The sequence below is a fragment of the Halolamina sediminis genome (assembly GCF_001282785.1).
In the GTDB taxonomy this organism is placed as follows: Archaea; Halobacteriota; Halobacteria; order Halobacteriales; family Haloferacaceae; genus Halolamina; species Halolamina sediminis.
In genome coordinates, this window is the sequence record NZ_CVUA01000001.1 from 1020922 (window position 1) to 1037751 (window position 16830).

Below are 16830 nucleotides of genomic sequence, written 5' to 3' on the forward strand. Positions count from 1 at the left end.
GGTCACTGAACCCATGCCGTGATCGTGTGTGACCGACGACGGCGCGCGACCGACTGCGGCCTCCGGGCCGCAGTACGGAGCCGACGCCGTGATTGTGTGTGACCGACGACGGCGCACGACCGATTGCGGCCTCCGGGCCGCAGTACGGAGCCGACGCCGTGATCGTGTGTGAGCGTGGAGGGGCCGCTCCTGCCGGCTTTCGACCCCGCACACGCCGCGAACCGGGGCCCGTTCCTACGCGGTGGGATTTGCCGACACCCACTCCTAAGAGGAAACCCCTTTCTCGGATAGGGTCGAATCACGAGTACACCCGTCCCCGAGTGACCAACAGATGAAGGAGTACGAGTACGTCTGTCAGGAATGTGGGCAGCAGATCGAGGTCAACGGACCGATGCGTGAGGCGATCATGAAGAACGGTTGCCCGGTCTGCTCTGCGCCCGCCGACACCGACCACTTTTCGCAGATCTGATCAGGCGTCGCGGTCGACCTCGGTGCGCCGGCCAGTCACGTTCGTCGTCTCGAACTCGTAGAGTCGAATGTCGAGATCCTCCTTCGGCTCGCCCCAGATTTCGAACAGCGGCCGCTTCGCGTCGCCGTACTGTTCGATCTGGTCGATCGAGAGCTCCGCGGGGTCGATCTCCGACAGCGTCCCCGCGGCGACGACGCTGCGGTACACCTCCTCGGCACCCGCCGCGTCGTCGCCGTAGACGACGAACCGCGCGTTGGTGCTGGCCTCCAGGAACCGACGCTTCTCGCTCTCGGGTGTCGAGACCAGCCGAAGGTAGAACGCCCGCTTCTCGGGGTCGTAGCCGTACGAGACCGGTGCCGCGTACGGGTCGTCGTCCTCCGCCAGGGAGAGCACTCCCGTCTCGTTCTCGCCGAGGAACGCGTCGGTCTCCTCGGGTGTCATCTCGGTCTCTCGGGCGAGTGGCATCTGTATCTCGACTCAAACGGAGCTTGGGGTTAAGTGATTTCGATCGGGCCAGACGAGCGGAGACGACGGTTGCTCGGATTACCCGTCGGCGAACACGTCGCCGAGCAGCTTCCGTTGGGCCGCGACGAGGTGTTCGGTGAACGTCGACTGAGAGATCCCCAGCTCCTCGGCGAGCTCGGTCGCGTTCGCCCCCTTGGGCCGCTCGAAGTACCCCTGCCGGTACGCCGTCTGCAGTACCTCGAACTGCCGATCGGTGAGCTTCCCGCGGTTGACGAACCGCCGGTCATCGTTGCTCCCCGACAGCGGCGGCTGGAGGAGCTGTTGGACGTCCGCGGAGGGGAACTCCTCGCGCAGCGCCGCCATCGCGTCTTGGAGCGTCTCGAACTCCGCGGCGTGGAACACCAGCGTGAGCTCCTCGCCGTCGGCGAGGTAGCGGTGGATCGGGCAGTCGAACCCGCCCAGACACGCACACGGGCAGTCGCCGACGTGTTCGGTCCGGTACACGTCCGCGGTGCCGTACGAGAAGATCGGCTCCAGATCGGCGTCGCCGGCCACCTCGTCCGCGTCGACGAGGAACTCCGTCACCGTCTCCCCCGCGGGAGAGACGCTCGTCGAGATACTCTCGACGACGGCGCCCGTCGTTCGCGAGAACCCGGCAACAGGACAGCCCGCCGGGCTGTCGAACGTCACCGTCGCCCGGATACCGGAACTCATGCCCTCACCTACTGTTCGGTGGGTCTTGAGTGCGGTGGTCCGGGGGCCGTCCGAACCGTGCCGGGGCGATAGGGCCTAATAAACCCCCCACGATATCCGTGGTTCACGCTTGTTGGAGTAGGGCCCACACAGTTGGGTATGAGCTACGCCGTCCCGCCCACACAGAACCGTCCTCCGGAAACTGCCGGCGAAGAACTGCTCCAGGCGGAGAGCGAGATCACCGATCTGCTCGCGGTTCTCGACGATCCCGACTGCCGTGCGGTCCTCGAAGTCACCGGCGAGCAGCCCCTCTCGGCCACCGAAATCGTCGAGCGCTGTGACATCCCCTCTTCGACCGCGTACCGGAAGATCGAGCGGTTGGTCGACGCCGGCTTGCTCCGGGAGGGCGTCCGCATCCGGAGCTCCGGCAAGCACGCCAGCGAGTACCGCCGCAGCGTCGACCACGTCGAACTGTCCATCGGCGACGGCGGGACGGAAGTTCGCGTCGTCGAGCGCGACGAGTAGCGAGCCGAGAGCGGATCTCGTCGACAGACGATCGAGTTCTCTATTGCAGTAACTGATTTACGACGCGGGCTCGCGCCGTCCAGGGAGCCGAACCCTTCATAATCGTTCCGGCGAAAGGGAGAGCCATGTACGACGACGAGGATCTCGCGGAGATCCGCGAGTCCCGCGAAGAGTGGGAGGCGGAGACGTTGGACCCGACCATCGACGCCTACGGCGAGCGAAAGGATCGCTTCGCGACGGTCTCGAACCTCGGGATCGATCGACTGTACGACCCCTCGGATGTCTCCGATCTCGACTACGAGGAGGATCTGGGCAACCCCGGCGAGTTCCCGTTCACCCGCGGGCCGTATCCGACGATGTACCGCGGTCGGACGTGGACGATGCGCCAGTTCGCCGGCTTCGGCTCCGCCGAGGACACGAACGAGCGCTTCCATTATCTGATCGAGGAGGGGCAGACGGGACTGTCGACGGCGTTCGACATGCCGTCGCTGATGGGGATCGACTCCGACGACCCGATGGCGCTCGGTGAGGTCGGGAAGGAGGGCGTCGCCGTCGACACGCTGCGGGATATGGAGATCCTGTTCGACGGGATCGACATCGGCGAGGTGTCGACCTCGTTCACGATCAACCCCTCCGCGCCGGTGATCTACGCGATGTACCTCGCGCTGGCCGACGAGCAGGGCGTCCCCCGCGAGGAGGTCCGTGGCACCCTCCAGAACGACATGCTCAAAGAGTTCATCGCGCAGAAGGAGTGGGTGATCCCCCCGGAGCCGTCGCTCGACATCGTCACCGACACGATCGAGTTCGCGACCCAAGAGACGCCGAAGTTCAACCCCGTCTCCATCTCGGGCTACCACATCCGTGAGGCGGGCTCGACGGCGGTCCAGGAGCTCGCGTTCACCCTCGCCGACGGGTTCGCGTACGTCGAGGACTGCCTCGACCGCGGGATGGACGTCGACGAGTTCGCGCCCCAACTGAGCTTCTTCTTCAACTCCCACAACTCCATCTTCGAGGAGGTCGCGAAGTTCCGCGCCGCGCGGCGCATCTACGCCCGCGTGATGGACGAGTGGTACGACGCCGAGAAGGACGCCTCGAAGAAGCTCAAGTTCCACACCCAGACCGCCGGGCAGTCGCTGACCGCCCAACAGCCGCTCAACAACATCGTCCGCGTGACGATTCAGGCGCTGGCGGGCGTCTTCGGCGGCACCCAGAGCCTCCACACCAACTCCTACGACGAGGCGCTGGCGCTGCCCAGCGAGGAGGCGGTCCGGGTCGCGCTGCGCACCCAGCAGATCATCGCCGAGGAGTCCGGCGCCGCCGACAGCGTCGACCCGCTTGCGGGCTCGTTCATGGTGGAGAGCCTCACCGACGAGGTCGAGGAGGAGGCCATGGAGTACATCGAGTCGATCAAGGAGATGGGCGACGGCTCTGTCCGCGACGGCGTGCTCACGGGGATCGAGGAGGGCTTCTTCCACCGCGAGATCCAGGAGGCGTCCTACGAGTACCAGGAGCGCGTCGAGGACGAGGAGGAGACCGTCGTCGGCGTCAACAAGTACGTCTCCGAGGAGGACACCTCCCCCGAGGTGCTCAAAGTCGACGAGGAGGTCGCCGGACACCAGCGCGAGCGCCTGGAGTCGGTCAAGCAGGAACGCGACGACGCGGCCGTCGAGGCCGCGCTCGACGACCTGCGCGAGGCCGTCGAGAACGACGAGAACGTGATGCCGTACATCGTCACCGCGGTCAAGGCGTACGCGACGATGGGCGAAATCATGGACGTGTTCGAGGCCGAACACGGCGGCTACCGCGAGAAGATCGGGCTGGCCTGATCGGTTCGCGACTCCCCTTTCCGTCCCGTTGTAGGTGGGTTTATGTCTGCACCGACCCACCATCGTGGTGACTATGTCGGATGCTGACACGGAGCTAGAAGCGCGGCTCGAGGAACAGGACAGCTTCGAGCCGCCCGAATCGTTCGTCGAGCAGGCGAACGTCTCGGACCCGAATATCTACGAGGAGTTCGAGCAGAGCTGGCCGGAGTGCTGGGAGGACGCGGCCGACATGCTCGACTGGGAGGCCGAGTACGACCAGACGTTCGACGGGTCGAACCCCCCCTTCTTCGAGTGGTTCACGGGCGGCGAGCTGAACGCCTCGGCGAACTGTCTCGACCGACATCTCGACGCACGGGGCGACGAGGCCGCGATCGAGTGGGTCGGTGAGCCAACGGAGGAGGCCAACCGCACGTACACGTACGAGGAACTCCACCGCGAGGTGAACGAGTTCGCGGCCGCGCTGCGGGAGATGGGCGTCGGCGAGGACGACGTGGTGACGATGTACATGCCGATGATCCCCGAACTCCCGATCGCGATGCTCGCCTGCGCCCGCATCGGCGCGCCCCACTCGGTCGTCTTCGCCGGCTTCTCCGCCGACGCCCTCGCGACCCGCATGAACGCCGCCGACTCCGAGTATCTCGTCACCGCCGACGGCTACTACCGCCGCGGCGATCCCCTCGACCACCTCGCGAAAGCCAACGAGGGGCTCGACGGCGTCGAACACGACACCGAGACGGTCGTCGTCGAGCGCCTGCCCGAGGACGACGCGTTCGGCCACGATCTCCGCGAGGACCAGCGGCGCTGGGTCGACACCGTCCACGCTCACGAGGGCGCGGCGGTCGAACCGGTCGATCGTGACGCCGAGGACATGCTGTTCCTCATGTACACGTCGGGGACCACGGGCGAGCCGAAGGGTGTGAAACACACGACGGGTGGCTACCTCTCGTGGGCGGCGTGGACCTCCCACGCCGTACTGGATATCAAGCCCGAAGACACGTACTTCTGTTCGGCCGACATCGGCTGGATCACCGGCCACTCCTACATCGTCTACGGGCCGCTCGCGCTGGGCACGACCACGATGATGTACGAGGGCACACCCGACTACCCAGAGCGCGATCGCCTCTGGGAGATCGTCGAGGAGTACGAGGCCACCCAACTCTACACGGCCCCCACCGCTATCCGCGCGTTCATGAAGTGGGGCTCGGAGTTCCCCGACAGCCACGACCTCTCCAGCCTCCGCCTCCTCGGGACGGTCGGCGAACCCATCAACCCCCGCGCCTGGAAGTGGTACTACAAGCACATCGGAAACGAGGAGTGTCCCGTCGTGGACACGTGGTGGCAGACCGAGACGGGCGGGATGATGGTCACCACCCTGCCCGGCGTCAAGGAGATGAAACCCGGTTCCGCCGGCCCCGCGCTCCCGGGTATCGACGCCGAAATCGTCGACACGAGCGGCGAACAGGTCGAGCCCGGACGCGCGGGCTACCTGACGATCCAGAAGCCCTGGCCCGGGATGCTCCGGACGCTGTACGACAACGACGAGCGCTTCGTCAACGAGTACTGGCGGGAGTACTCCGACATCGACAGCGACGACTGGCGGGACTGGACGTACTTCCCGGAGGACGGGGCGAAGGTCGACGAGGACGGCTACATCACCGTGCTCGGTCGCGTCGACGACGTGCTCAACGTCTCCGGGCACCGACTGGGGACGATGGAGATCGAGAGCGCGATCGTCGGCGTCGAGGGCGTCGCCGAAGCGGCCGTCGTCGGCGGCGACCACGAGATGAAGGGCGAAGCCGTCTACACCTACGTCATCACGGAGGACGGGTACGACGGGAACGAGGAGCTCCGCGACGCGATCGTTCAGGGCGTCGAGGACGCGATCGGCCCGATCGCCCGCCCCGAACAGGTCGTCTTCACGCCCGAACTCCCCAAGACGCGCTCGGGCAAGATCATGCGCCGACTCCTGGAAGACATCGCAAACGGCGCCGAACTCGGTGACACGTCGACGCTACGAAACCCCGACGTCGTGGCGTCGATTCAGGAACAGGTTGAGGAGTAAACGACAAGGGACGATATACAACGACATACGGGGGGTCACCGAGCCGTCAGTCGTTCCCCCGATACGTTTTGCGGATACAGCGGCACTTCCGACAGGATGGACGAGCCGGCGGATCCGCCGGTCGAACGGCTGTCGCGATCGGTCGGGGCGGGCGACGACGGCGACGCGATCGCGTGCCTACGAGCGTTCGAGACGGTGCCGGCCGAGAGTCGGCAGGCGGCGTTGCGGGCGCTCCGGGAGGACGCGGAGCGGACAGCGCCACTCGTCCCCGAAATCACGCCGTTTCTCACCGATGGCGAGCGGTCGGTCCGGTTGACGGCGCCAGAAGCTGTTCGTCGCGGCCACAGAAGCCGACTCGTCGGCAGCCACTGACTGTGTCGGCGCGCTCGCGGACCGGGTCGCCGACCAGAACCACTCCGTCCGGGCGCGTGCCGCCGAGGCGCTCGGCCTGCTGGGGCAAGCTGACTCCACTGAGAGCGAGGCCGTCGCCGCCGACGTTCCGACCGTCGACGACCCGGAGCCGTTCGTGGCCGACCGGCTGACGTTCGCCGGCGACGCGCTCGCGGGCGAGGCGTCGCTACCTGACGACGTTGGGACCGTCGACGCCGTCCGGGAAACGGCGAGGGAGGTGGTGGACGCCGTCGACGCGCCCGACGAGTCGAACGCCTGCCCACACTGCGGGCTCTCACTGGCGGGTTCAGGGCCCCCGACCTGCCCCGGTTGTGGGGCGCCGCGCTAGCTTCGGCTCGTATTTAGGTGGGCCTAACTTTCGAAAGCTCCTTATTGGATTAGGCCGACCGAAACCATATGGCCGACGAGGAGCCCCGAGACGTGGCACCGACCCGACGAGAGTACGTGAAGGACGGCGCCGGGGTCGTCGACGTCATCACGGGCGATCGCCGATGAGCGAGTCGAGCCGACACGACGCCGACCACGACGTGGCTATCGTCGGCGGCGGCCCCGCCGGCTGTTCGGCGGGCGTTTTCACCGCCCGAAACGGGCTCGACACGGTGATCTTCGACCGCGGGCGCTCGTCGATCCAGCGGTGTGCCCACCTCGAGAACTACCTCGGATTCCCCGCCGGCATCGACATCGAGACGTTCTACGACCTGCTGCACGACCACGCCGAGGAGGCGGGCTGTGCGATCGTTCCCGACCTCGTCGAGTCGGTCGAGCACGGCGACGAGGGGTTCGTCGTTCGGCCGCAGTCGGGCGAACCGGTCACTGCCCGGCGGGTGATCGCTGCCACCCGGTACGACGCCGGCGAGTACCTGCGCGGCCTTGATGACGAGGACGCGATGTTCGAGCGCCACGAGTACGACGGCGAGACCCAGCAGCAGTTCGACCGGGAGTACCCCGACGCCGACGGGTCGACGCCGGTCGACGGACTGTACGTCGCCTCCCCGTACCAGCCGACGAGCCCGCAGGCAATCACGGCCGCGGGCCACGGCGCCCGCGTCGGCGTCGCCATCGTCGAGGCCGCCCGCCGTGGACAGGGGTACCCCGAGGGGCTCGCCAGCTACTACGACTGGGTCCGCCCGGAGAGCGAGCGGACCGGCGAGTGGAGCGACCGCGACCGCTGGCGGGAGTTCTTCGAGGAACAGTTCCCCGACGATCACGACCTCACCCCGGAGCGGGCCGCGGAGATCCGGGAGGCGGAGATCGACCGACGGTTCGGGATGTACATCACCGACGACGAGGCCGAGCGCCGCAGGAAGGACGGACAGCGCCGCCTGCTCGACCACGTCGACGACGAACTCGTGCTCGAGGCGGCCCGCGAGATCGAGGCCGAGCGCGAGACGGACGACTGACTCACTCCACCACCCATGAACGACGACCACGGCCTGACACGACGGGAGTATCTCACGTACGGCAGTTCGGTCGGCGCGAGCGGCCTGCTCGCCGGCTGTACCGGCGGCGACGGCACCGCGAGCTCGACCGACGCCGATGGAACTATCGACGCGACCGAGACGGACGATTCGACTGATGGTACGTCGACGCCGAGCAGCGACACCGCGTCGATGGCGCCCGTCGGCGAAGTCGAGTTCGACAGCGTCCCGACGAACGTGATGGTGTACAGCCTGCTGTACGCCGACATGGCAGTCGCCTACGGCCACGGCGACGCGGTGAACTCGCTGGGGTTCAGCGCCGAGGCCGGCGGCAACACGCTCGACGCCTACTACGAGCGGCTGCCCGGCGTCTCCTTCGATCACGAGGACATCGAGCAGCTCAACTCCGGCGAGAGCGGTGTCACCATCGACAAAGAACTGTTCTACGAGCTGAACTCCGACCTCCACCTCGTCGACCCGTGTCTCGTGACAAGCTTCGACGGCTGGGAGGAGGGCGACATCGAGGAGATCCGGGAGAACGTCGCCCCGTGGTTCGGCAACACGCTCAGCCGACGCAACAGCGAGCCACCCGAGTCCTGCGCCGACGAGTACGAGTACTACACGCTCTGGGAGATCGCCGACCGCACCGCCGACGTGTTCCGCGCCGGCTCGACGTACGAGGAGCTCGCCACGGTCCACGACGACCTCCTGTCGACGATCGAGGCCGACCTCCCGCCGGAGAGCGAGCGCCCCTCGGTCGCCTCGGTGCTGTTCATGCAGGGGACGTTCTACCCATCCCGCATCAGCACCGCGGGGTTCAGTAACGCCCACGTCCGGCCGCTCGACGCCGACGACGCGTTCGCCGGCGACGACGTGAACTACCAGACGTCCTACGACTACGAGCAGCTGCTGGAGATCGACCCCGACGTGATCCTCCACCGCTACGGGATCAACGCCTACTACGACGTGGGGTCGATCCGGGAGACCATCGCCGAGGACCCCGTCGGCGGGGAGCTGACCGCGATCGAGAACGATCGGTTCTACCCCGGCGGCCACCCCGTGCAGGGGCCGCTGATGAACCTCTTCCAGTTGGAGATGACCGCGAAGCAGCTCTACCCCGAGCAGTTCGGCGAGTGGCCGGGGTACGAGCAGGGCGACCCCTACCCCGAGATCCCCGAGGGCGAGCGACTGTTCGACCGTGAGCGCGTCGCCGAGATCGTCGGCGGCGAGTAGATGGTCAGTCTTCGGTATCTGGTGCCGCTTCTTCGGGTGCGGCTTCGTCGAGTAGCTCGCTTTCCTCGCCCTCGTACAGCTCCCGCAGATCCTTCTTGGAGAACTTCCCGGTGGCGGTCTTCGGAATCTCGTCGATGAACTCGAACCCGTCCGGAACCCACCACTTCGGATACGCCTCGAGGAGCATCTCGCGGAGTTCGTCGGTCAACTGGTCTCGGTCGGTCCCTTCGGGGGCGACGACCATCGCCACGGGTCGTTCCTGCCAGCGCTCGTGTGGCACGCCGATGACTGCCGCCTCGCTGACGTCGTCGTGGGCCATGATCGCATTCTCGAGTTCCTGTGAGGAGATCCACTCGCCGCCGGACTTGATCACGTCGTCGGCCCGGTCGACGATCTCGATGTAGCCGTCCGTGTCGACGGTGACGATGTCGCCGGTCCGGAGCCACGATCCGTCGAAGTCCGCCTCGTTGGCGTCCGGCCGGTTGAAGTACTCCATCGTCACCCACGGACCGCGGACGAGTAACTCGCCGAACGCCTCGCCGTTCCAGTCGACCTCCTCGCCGTCGTCGCCGACGACTTTGAACTCGAGGCCGGGGACGATCAGCCCCTGTTTCGATTTCACGTTGAACTGCTGGTCTCTCGGGGCGTCCACGAGGTCGTGTTTCAGGTTCGAGACCGTCCCGATCGGGGACATCTCGGTCATCCCCCACGCGTGGAGGACCTCCACGCCGAGTTCGTCGAACTGCTCGATGAGCGCTTCCGGGGCCGCCGCCCCACCGATGACGATCCGTTCGAGCGAGGAGAGATCGACGTCGTTGTGCTCCACGTAGTCGAGGAGGCCGAGCCAGACCGTCGGGACGCCCGCAGTCAGCGTCACGCCCTCCTCTTCGATGAGTCGGGCGATGTCTTCCGGCTCCGGCGACGGTCCGGGGAACACCTGTTTGGCTCCGGCAGCCGCCGCCGAGAACGGCATCCCCCACGCGTTGACGTGGAACATCGGCACGACCGGCATCACCACGTCCGAGTCGTCGATACCCAGCGCCTGCGGGACCATCGACGCCATCGTGTGGGCGTGAAGCATCTTGTGAGTGTACTCGACGCCCTTCGGCATGCCCGTCGTCCCCGACGTGTAACACATCCCCGCGGGTCGTTCCTCGTCGAGTTCCGGGAACTCGTACGTCGTCGGCTGGTCGCCGACGAACGACTCGTAGTCCGTGACGGGCTCGAGCGGCAGGTCGGGAACCTCCGAGCCCATGATCACGAACTGCTCGACGCTCTCGAAGGCGTCGGGCTCGTACGCCGAGGCCAGCTTCTCGGCCAGCGACGGGTCGACGAAGATCACCTTGTCTTCGGCATCGGCGACGATATGCTGAATGTGGCCGTCAGGCAGCAGCGGATTGATCGTGTGGAGTTGTGCCCCAGTGTTCGGGACCGAGAAGTACGTCTCGAAGTGTCGATCGGTGTTCCAGCAAACCGTCCCGACACGATCCCCGGTTTCGACGCCAGCTTCCTCGAGAGCGTTCGCTAACTGCCGAACGCGGTCGCCGTACTCGTCGTAGGTGTACCGCTTCGTCCCCTCGTGTGTCCGTGCGACGACTTCCCGCTCCGGAGTGATGTTTTCTGCACGCCAGAGGAACGGTTTCAGTGTCTGTTGGTATCCAGTCACACATCGAGTTGTGGTAACGTATGTAATAGCTTTTTGCTGGGTTTCCTGAGTGGTTCGCTCGGACGTCCCGGCAGGGCTCGTCCGACAGTTCACTCCGACGCAGCTACCGGTAGGCCTCGAACTCCATCCCGAACGCGAGGAAGTAGTCGTGCCGACGGCGCCGAAGACGACCGCCACCGCGAGCACGGGGCCGGCGAAGAAGGCGGTTCGGCCGAACGTCTCGGTGCCGGCAAACCCCGCAGCCAGCCGCGAGGGGTCGGTCGCCTGCTTCACGACCGCGAACCCCAGTCGAGAGCAGGCCGAACGCCGTGAGCGCGTACCGCGAGCCCAGTCGGTCCGAGACGGCGCCGCCGGGGGAGGAGTACACCGCCGAGATCACGTTGCCGGCCGTCCCGTACAGCCCGATCACGAACCCCGAGGTGCCGAGGGCGCTCCTGTACTGGGAGGTAGCTGCTGGTCATCTGGACCCCCGGGCTGAACGCGAACATCGCGAGCGAGAGCACCAGCACGTCACGTTCGATCGCGAGGAACCGCCAGAACTGGTCGCCGACTGTGGGCTCCTCCTCGGCCATCGGCCGCCGCTTGGATCGGTCCCGTCGAATACTACTGGTCGCTCAGAACACCGTTCGGACGACCGCCAGCCCGACCGAGGACACTGTGAGCAGCGCGAGCAGCACGACAAGCACCGGCCGGTAGCCCGTCTCCCGCAGGTCGTCGAGTCGGATCTCCAGCCCCAGCCCCACGAAGGCCAGCAGGAACAGCCAGTCGGCGGCATTCGCGAGGGAGTCCACCTCCGGGCCCGAGAGCAGCCCGAGGTTGGCGATCGCGACGACGGCGACGAAGCCGACGACGAACTTCGGGAACGGGGCCCAGAGCCGAGCGACAGTCCCACGATCGTCGCCCGCGCTCTCGTTCGAGCGCGTGCTCGCGTACACGCCGGCGTACGCGACCGCGACGAGGCCGATCGCGGCGTTCCGGATCAGTTTCACCAGCACCGCCCACTCGCCCGCCGTCTCGGAGACCGCAAACCCCGCGGCAGCTACGGGGCCGGTGCTGAACATCGTGAGGCCGGCCCAGATACCGAACGTTCGATCCGGCAGCGCGAGTGCGGTTCCCACCGCGGGGTAGGCGACAAGCGTGACGGCGTCGAACAGGAGGATCGTCGTGGCGGCGTAGGCCACCGTCGTCTCGTCGGCGTCGATGCTCTCGGCGACGGCGACGACCGCCGAGACGCCACAGACGCCGGATCCGGCCGCGAGCAGCGAGCCCGTCTCGCCGTCGATCCGGAACGCCAGCCGGGAGAGCGCCTCGACGAGCAGGACCGTCACGGTCAGCGCCCCCGCCACCAGCACCAGCAGTTTCGGGCCTCCGGCGACAACGCGGTCGAGCGCGACGCTTGCGCCCGTGAGGACGATGCCCGTCTTGAGCCAGAGCTTGTGCGTCCCGACGCCGGCGCGGGCGGCGTCGGGAACGCCGACGAGGTTCCCGACCGCCAGCCCGAGTAGGATCGCGAGAATCAGGTGGTTCATCGGGACGGTGGCGGCAAGGAGCCGGGCACCGAGTCCCAGTCCGACGAGCAGCGCGAGCCCCGGAAGCAGCGACCGGGACATCACCACGGGACCGTGAGCCCGAGTCGAACCGCGGCGACGAGCAGCAGTCCCAGCAGGACCGCTTGCCACCCCTCGCCGAGTTCCATCCAGCGGCGCGCCGCGTCGTCGCCGTCGATCACGGCCGACCGTCCGGGAGTGAGCGATATACGGGTTCCGCTGTCGGCCAGCCGGACCGGTACGGGGTCAGCCCCCGTAGACGGCGTCCCAGCGCATCGCCCGTCGGCGGTTATCACAGTCGTTACAGACGAACTCGTCCATCGAGCCGACGCTCACGTCGAGGCTGTCACAGTTCCCGCAGTGCCAGCCGTACTGCTCGTCGCGGTCGTCGTCGAGGTAGGTCGGATGGAACGGGCCGTTCGACCCCCGTTCGTTCTCGTCGTAGGCGATCACGATCGTCTTCCCGTCCTCGGTTTCGCGGCGTTCGGTCCCGGATCCGGCCCCGTCGTCCGGGATCTCCTCGTCGCCGACGAGAGTCAGTTCGGCGATGCGGTCGCCGGCGATACGGACCTGCCGGGTGTGGTCGTGGTCGTAGCCGTGTTCCTCGTAGAACGCGCGGCCGGCCTCGTTGGCCTCGATCACGCTGGCCTCGATCCGGTCGGCGCCGCGGTCGGCCAGCCCGGACTCGATCCGGTCGAGCAGCCGGCTCGCGAGCCCTTCTCCCCGCCGACCCGGGCGGACGTGGAGCCACTCGATCCGGCCGACTCGGGGGGAGTCGCCCGCGAGGAACGCCTGTGCGAAGCCGATGATCTCGTCGCCGTCCTCGGCGACGATCACGACCGTTTGGCCGTCCACGATCTCCTCGGCCAACGTGCCCGCGGCGTCGCCTTCGGCGCCGTACCACGACTCGACTGCCCGCTGGCGCGTCTCGGCGTCGAGCACGTCGCCGTACGACGCCGCGAGCGAGCGGTTGGCAACGTCCCTGATCCCGGGGATATCGGTCTCTCTGGCGGCTCGAAGGTTCATACCCGTTTGTTGGTCGCGACGGGTGTTCAATCTACGGGCGGCCCGCGTGCGCTACGAACGGTCTCCCTCGGCGTCGGCTTTCAGGAGTTCGACGACGAATACCGCCCCGCGCTGGTCGTTGTCCTCGACCCACACGTCGCCGCCGAACTGGTCGGTGAGCGTGTACACCAAGTAGAGGCCGATCCCCGACCCCGGGCTATCGAGCCCCTTCTCGCCCTTGCCGAAGACCCGTCCCTTCTGCTCGTCGGGGATCCCGGGGCCGTTGTCGGCGATCCGAATCCGGACGACGTCGTCGGTCTCGACGGCGTCGACCGTGATCTCGGGCGTCTCGCTGTCGTTGTGCCGGACGGCGTTCTCGAGGAGGTTCCGGAACACCGAGGGGAGCATCTCGTTGGCCAGCACGTCGACCGCCGGGATCTCGCCGTCGACGCGGAACTCCGCCTCGGCGAACGACTCCCGGACGGCCTCCAGTTCTGTCTCGAGGTGCCGCCGGAGGCTGGTCGGTCGCGGCTCGATCGCAGAGTCGCCGGAGAGCGACTCGACGAACTCCCGGACGGTCTCCGTGACCTCGATCACGTGGTCGGACTTCCGGAGCACCCGATCCAGCGCGTCCTGTCCCTCGGAATCGACGTGGGGCGTGAGGGTCTCTGCCCATCCCCGGATGACGGCCATGTCGTTCCGGATGTCGTGGCGGACCACGCGGTTCAGCGCTTCGAGCTGTTCGGTTTTCTCCTCTAGCTGCTGCCGGTACGCCTCCCGCTCGGTCACGTCGTTGATCGTCACCAGCTGACCCGTGGTTACGCCGCCGGTCGTGAACGGCGTCGTCGAGATCTGGTAGTACCGGCTCCCCTCGCTGGCGTCGATCTCCAGCACGCCCGGGTCGTCGAGACGGCTCGCGATGACGGGGACGATCTCTTCCACTCGGTTGCCGATCGAGTCCTCGAGTGCGGGGAACAGCGCGGCCGCGGCTTGGTTGTAGTCTCGCACGCGATCATCCGGGTCGAGGAACACGGCCGGTTCGTCGCTGTCCCCGGTCAGTTGAACCGTCTCGAAGCGGTTGATGTAGACGAACAGCGTGCCGACGGCGAACACCGCGACGCCCATGGGCTCGTACATCAGCGGCAGGAGCCACGGGATCTGTTCGCCGAACACGGTTGCCCCGGCCGGAACGGCCGTTATCGCGGCCAACACGACCAGCGGCCGGCTGTCGGTTCCGGTGTGGTCGAACCGCTCGATCAGCATGAAGAAGCCGACCCCGATGACGACGTAGGACAGCCCCAGTGTGAACCAGTAGAGGACCCCGTGCTGGATCGCCAGGTGGGGGAACGGATCGGTCGTCCACTCGGTCGTGAAAAAGAGGTTGTGGACGGGGTTGGTGAGTTTGAGGACCACGAACAGGAGGAACACACCGATCATGAGCCGGAGATAGGGCGTCTGCCGCGGGGGGCGGCCGGTGTAGGCGGCACAGAAGTACACCCACGCCGCGACGGCACCGAACGCGAAGATGAACCCGATCGTGTACGACGCGATCCGCACCGGATCGGTGGGCGCGAGCAGGTAGCCGACGTACCCCAGCGACCAGACGGTAACCGAGAGCAGCAGCGCGACCAGTCCCTTCCTGGTGCCCGGGTGTTCGATCCGCCGTGCCCGCGGGATCGAGAGGAGACAGGCTAGCGCGGAGACGACGAACACGCCGACGTGTCCCAGGAAGAGTAGGTCCATTGTGTGTGGGTGTGAATCACTCTTTCGTATCTATAACCTCTTTGGCTTTGGACACAGCCGCGGCATCAGGCTCAGTGGTGCCGACACGGGAGTCGGCACAGTTCGCTCGCCGTCGTCGGACTACGTCCGACTGGCAGACGAGAGCCGACGGCGCTCGTCGACGCGGCTGGTTTGAACACAGCCACGGCGTCTAGCTCCTTGCTCGCCGGACGGAGCCGGCAAGCGGTCACGCGCCGCGGGGGAGGGGGTTTGAACACAGTCACGGGATCCGCTTCGGGGCGACGGTACGGAGGCCGTCGCGGCTCGCGCCCCGTGACTGGTTTGAACACAGTCACGGCATCGAGCTCCGTGGCCGCGCGACGGAGCGCGCGGCAGGTCACGCGCCGTGACTGGTTTGAACACAGTCACGGCATCAGTCTCAGTGGTGCCGACACGGAGGTCGGCACAGTTCGCTCGCCGTGACTGGTTTGAAGGAACAGCTTTAACGACGGCCACGGCGGATTTTCGGCCGATGGGACTCGAGGAGGAGATCGAAGAACTCCGCGAGGAGATCGCCGAGACGCCCTACAACAAGTCCACCGAGGGCCACATCGGGCGGCTGAAGGCGAAGCTCGCGGAGAAAAAGGAGAAGCTGGAGAACCAGTCCTCCTCCGGCGGCGGCCACGGCTACGCCGTCGAGAAGACCGGCGACGCGACCGTCGCCCTCGTCGGCTTCCCCAGCGTCGGCAAGTCGACGCTGATCAACGCACTCACCAACGCCGAGAGCGAGACCGGCGAGTACGAGTTCACCACGCTCGACGTCAACCCCGGGATGCTCAAACACCGCGGCGCGAACATCCAGATCCTCGACGTGCCGGGGCTGATCGAGGGCGCCGCCAGCGGCCGCGGCGGCGGGCAGGAGGTGCTCTCCGTGGTCCGGACCGCCGATCTCGTGGTGTTCATGCTCTCGGTGTTCGAGATCGACCAGTACGAACGCCTCCGGCACGAGCTCTACCAGAACAAGATCCGGCTCGATACCGAGCCCGCGAGCGTCTCGATCACCAAGGGCCACACTGGCGGGCTGCAGGTCACCGTCAGCGACTCGGTGTCGATGGAGAAAGAGACGATCAAGGACGTGCTCCGGGAGCACGGCTACGTCAACGCCGAGGTGACGGTGCGGGGCGACCCGTCGATCGACGAACTGATCGACGCGATCATGGACAACCGCGTCTACCTGCCGTCGATCGTCTCGGTCAACAAGGCCGACCTGATCGACCAGGAGTACCTGCCGACGGTGAAGGAGAACCTCCGGGAGCACGAGATCGATCCCGAGGCGGCGATCTTCATCTCCGCCGAGGAGGAGAAGGGGCTCGACGGGCTCAAAGAGCGCATCTGGGAGGAGCTGGGCCTGATCCGGATCTACATGGACAAGCCCGGCCGCGGCGTCGACTACGAGGAGCCGCTGGTGCTGCCGCCGGGCTCGACCGTCGAGGACGCCTGTCTCGACATCGGCGGCGACGAGTTTTTGGATCGGTTCCGCTTCGGGCGGGTGAGCGGGCCGTCGGCGAAACACGACGACCAGCAGGTGGGGAAGGATCACGAGCTGGCGGACGAGGACGAACTCCGGATCATTACGCGGAAGTAGTGGGTTAGCGCACGAGGACTGAGGTGAATTACGAATCCGTGCATCGACCACCACGACCGTAATTGCGTCTCGACACATCAGTATCCGCGACAGCGACGGCGTCTCGTTGGCAACTGAAACAGCACCTCCGACAGCGACAGCAG

The 16830-nt window shown here is 66.7% G+C and carries 15 protein-coding genes and 1 pseudogene; 9 read left to right on the top strand and 7 right to left on the bottom strand.

Features of this window, described 5'->3' with window-relative positions; all coding sequences use genetic code 11:
• Positions 1-331: 331 nt before the first annotated feature.
• Complete coding sequence (locus BN1959_RS05220; RefSeq protein ID WP_053947641.1) at positions 332-469, top strand: DUF7560 family zinc ribbon protein; 138 nt, start codon at positions 332-334, stop codon at positions 467-469.
• Here BN1959_RS05220 and BN1959_RS05225 read toward each other — a convergent pair whose 3' ends face one another.
• Positions 470-934 carry a pyridoxamine 5'-phosphate oxidase family protein gene (locus BN1959_RS05225; protein ID WP_053947642.1) on the bottom strand — a complete coding sequence of 155 codons (465 nt, stop codon included), beginning with the start codon at positions 932-934 and terminating at the stop codon, positions 470-472.
• A gap of 78 nt (positions 935-1012) precedes the next feature.
• Positions 1013-1648, bottom strand: a complete 636-nt coding sequence (locus BN1959_RS05230) for a helix-turn-helix domain-containing protein (protein WP_053947643.1) — start codon at positions 1646-1648, stop codon at positions 1013-1015.
• Positions 1649-1786: 138 nt separating this feature from the next.
• Between BN1959_RS05230 and BN1959_RS05235 the strand changes: the two genes are divergently transcribed.
• The 7 genes from BN1959_RS05235 (at position 1787) to BN1959_RS05265 (ending at position 9102) form a co-directional block, all read left to right on the top strand.
• The gene (locus BN1959_RS05235) at positions 1787-2152 is read left to right on the top strand and encodes a winged helix-turn-helix domain-containing protein (protein ID WP_079978608.1); all 366 of its coding nucleotides are present in this window, start codon (positions 1787-1789) and stop codon (positions 2150-2152) included.
• Between the two features lie 125 nt (positions 2153-2277).
• Positions 2278-3978, top strand: coding sequence for an acyl-CoA mutase large subunit family protein (locus BN1959_RS05240; protein ID WP_053947644.1), 1701 nt, complete (start codon positions 2278-2280; stop codon positions 3976-3978).
• Between the two features lie 73 nt (positions 3979-4051).
• A complete protein-coding gene (gene acs, locus BN1959_RS05245) occupies positions 4052-6040 on the top strand; it encodes an acetate--CoA ligase (protein WP_053947645.1) in 1989 nt (662 codons plus the stop codon).
• Between the two features lie 96 nt (positions 6041-6136).
• On the top strand, positions 6137-6412 hold the full coding sequence (locus BN1959_RS05250; RefSeq protein ID WP_053947646.1) for a hypothetical protein: 276 nt from the start codon (positions 6137-6139) through the stop codon (positions 6410-6412).
• A 154-nt stretch (positions 6413-6566) separates the two neighbouring features.
• Positions 6567-6779 carry a hypothetical protein gene (locus tag BN1959_RS05255; protein ID WP_053947647.1) on the top strand — a complete coding sequence of 71 codons (213 nt, stop codon included), beginning with the start codon at positions 6567-6569 and terminating at the stop codon, positions 6777-6779.
• Positions 6780-6942: 163 nt separating this feature from the next.
• Positions 6943-7851: an FAD-dependent oxidoreductase gene (locus tag BN1959_RS05260; RefSeq protein ID WP_053947648.1), complete on the top strand. Its 909-nt coding sequence runs from the start codon at positions 6943-6945 to the stop codon at positions 7849-7851.
• 15 nt (positions 7852-7866) lie between these two features.
• On the top strand, positions 7867-9102 hold the full coding sequence (locus BN1959_RS05265) for an ABC transporter substrate-binding protein (RefSeq protein ID WP_053947649.1): 1236 nt from the start codon (positions 7867-7869) through the stop codon (positions 9100-9102).
• A 4-nt stretch (positions 9103-9106) separates the two neighbouring features.
• On the opposite strand, the gene BN1959_RS05270 is transcribed toward BN1959_RS05265, so the two are convergent.
• From BN1959_RS05270 to BN1959_RS05290, 5 genes and pseudogenes are all read right to left on the bottom strand, one after another.
• Positions 9107-10768, bottom strand: coding sequence for a long-chain fatty acid--CoA ligase (locus tag BN1959_RS05270; protein WP_053947650.1), 1662 nt, complete (start codon positions 10766-10768; stop codon positions 9107-9109).
• Positions 10769-10915: 147 nt separating this feature from the next.
• Positions 10916-11340 (bottom strand): annotated as a pseudogene (locus tag BN1959_RS05275) (MFS transporter); the annotation flags it as partial.
• Between the two features lie 42 nt (positions 11341-11382).
• Complete coding sequence (locus BN1959_RS05280) at positions 11383-12378, bottom strand: YeiH family protein (protein WP_053947652.1); 996 nt, start codon at positions 12376-12378, stop codon at positions 11383-11385.
• Between the two features lie 183 nt (positions 12379-12561).
• Complete coding sequence (locus tag BN1959_RS05285; protein WP_053947653.1) at positions 12562-13341, bottom strand: GNAT family N-acetyltransferase; 780 nt, start codon at positions 13339-13341, stop codon at positions 12562-12564.
• Between the two features lie 51 nt (positions 13342-13392).
• Positions 13393-15063 carry a sensor histidine kinase gene (locus BN1959_RS05290; RefSeq protein WP_053947654.1) on the bottom strand — a complete coding sequence of 557 codons (1671 nt, stop codon included), beginning with the start codon at positions 15061-15063 and terminating at the stop codon, positions 13393-13395.
• Positions 15064-15574: 511 nt separating this feature from the next.
• On the opposite strand from BN1959_RS05290, the gene BN1959_RS05295 reads away from it, so the two are divergent.
• Positions 15575-16687: an OBG GTPase family GTP-binding protein gene (locus BN1959_RS05295; protein WP_053947655.1), complete on the top strand. Its 1113-nt coding sequence runs from the start codon at positions 15575-15577 to the stop codon at positions 16685-16687.
• Positions 16688-16830 lie beyond the last annotated feature (143 nt).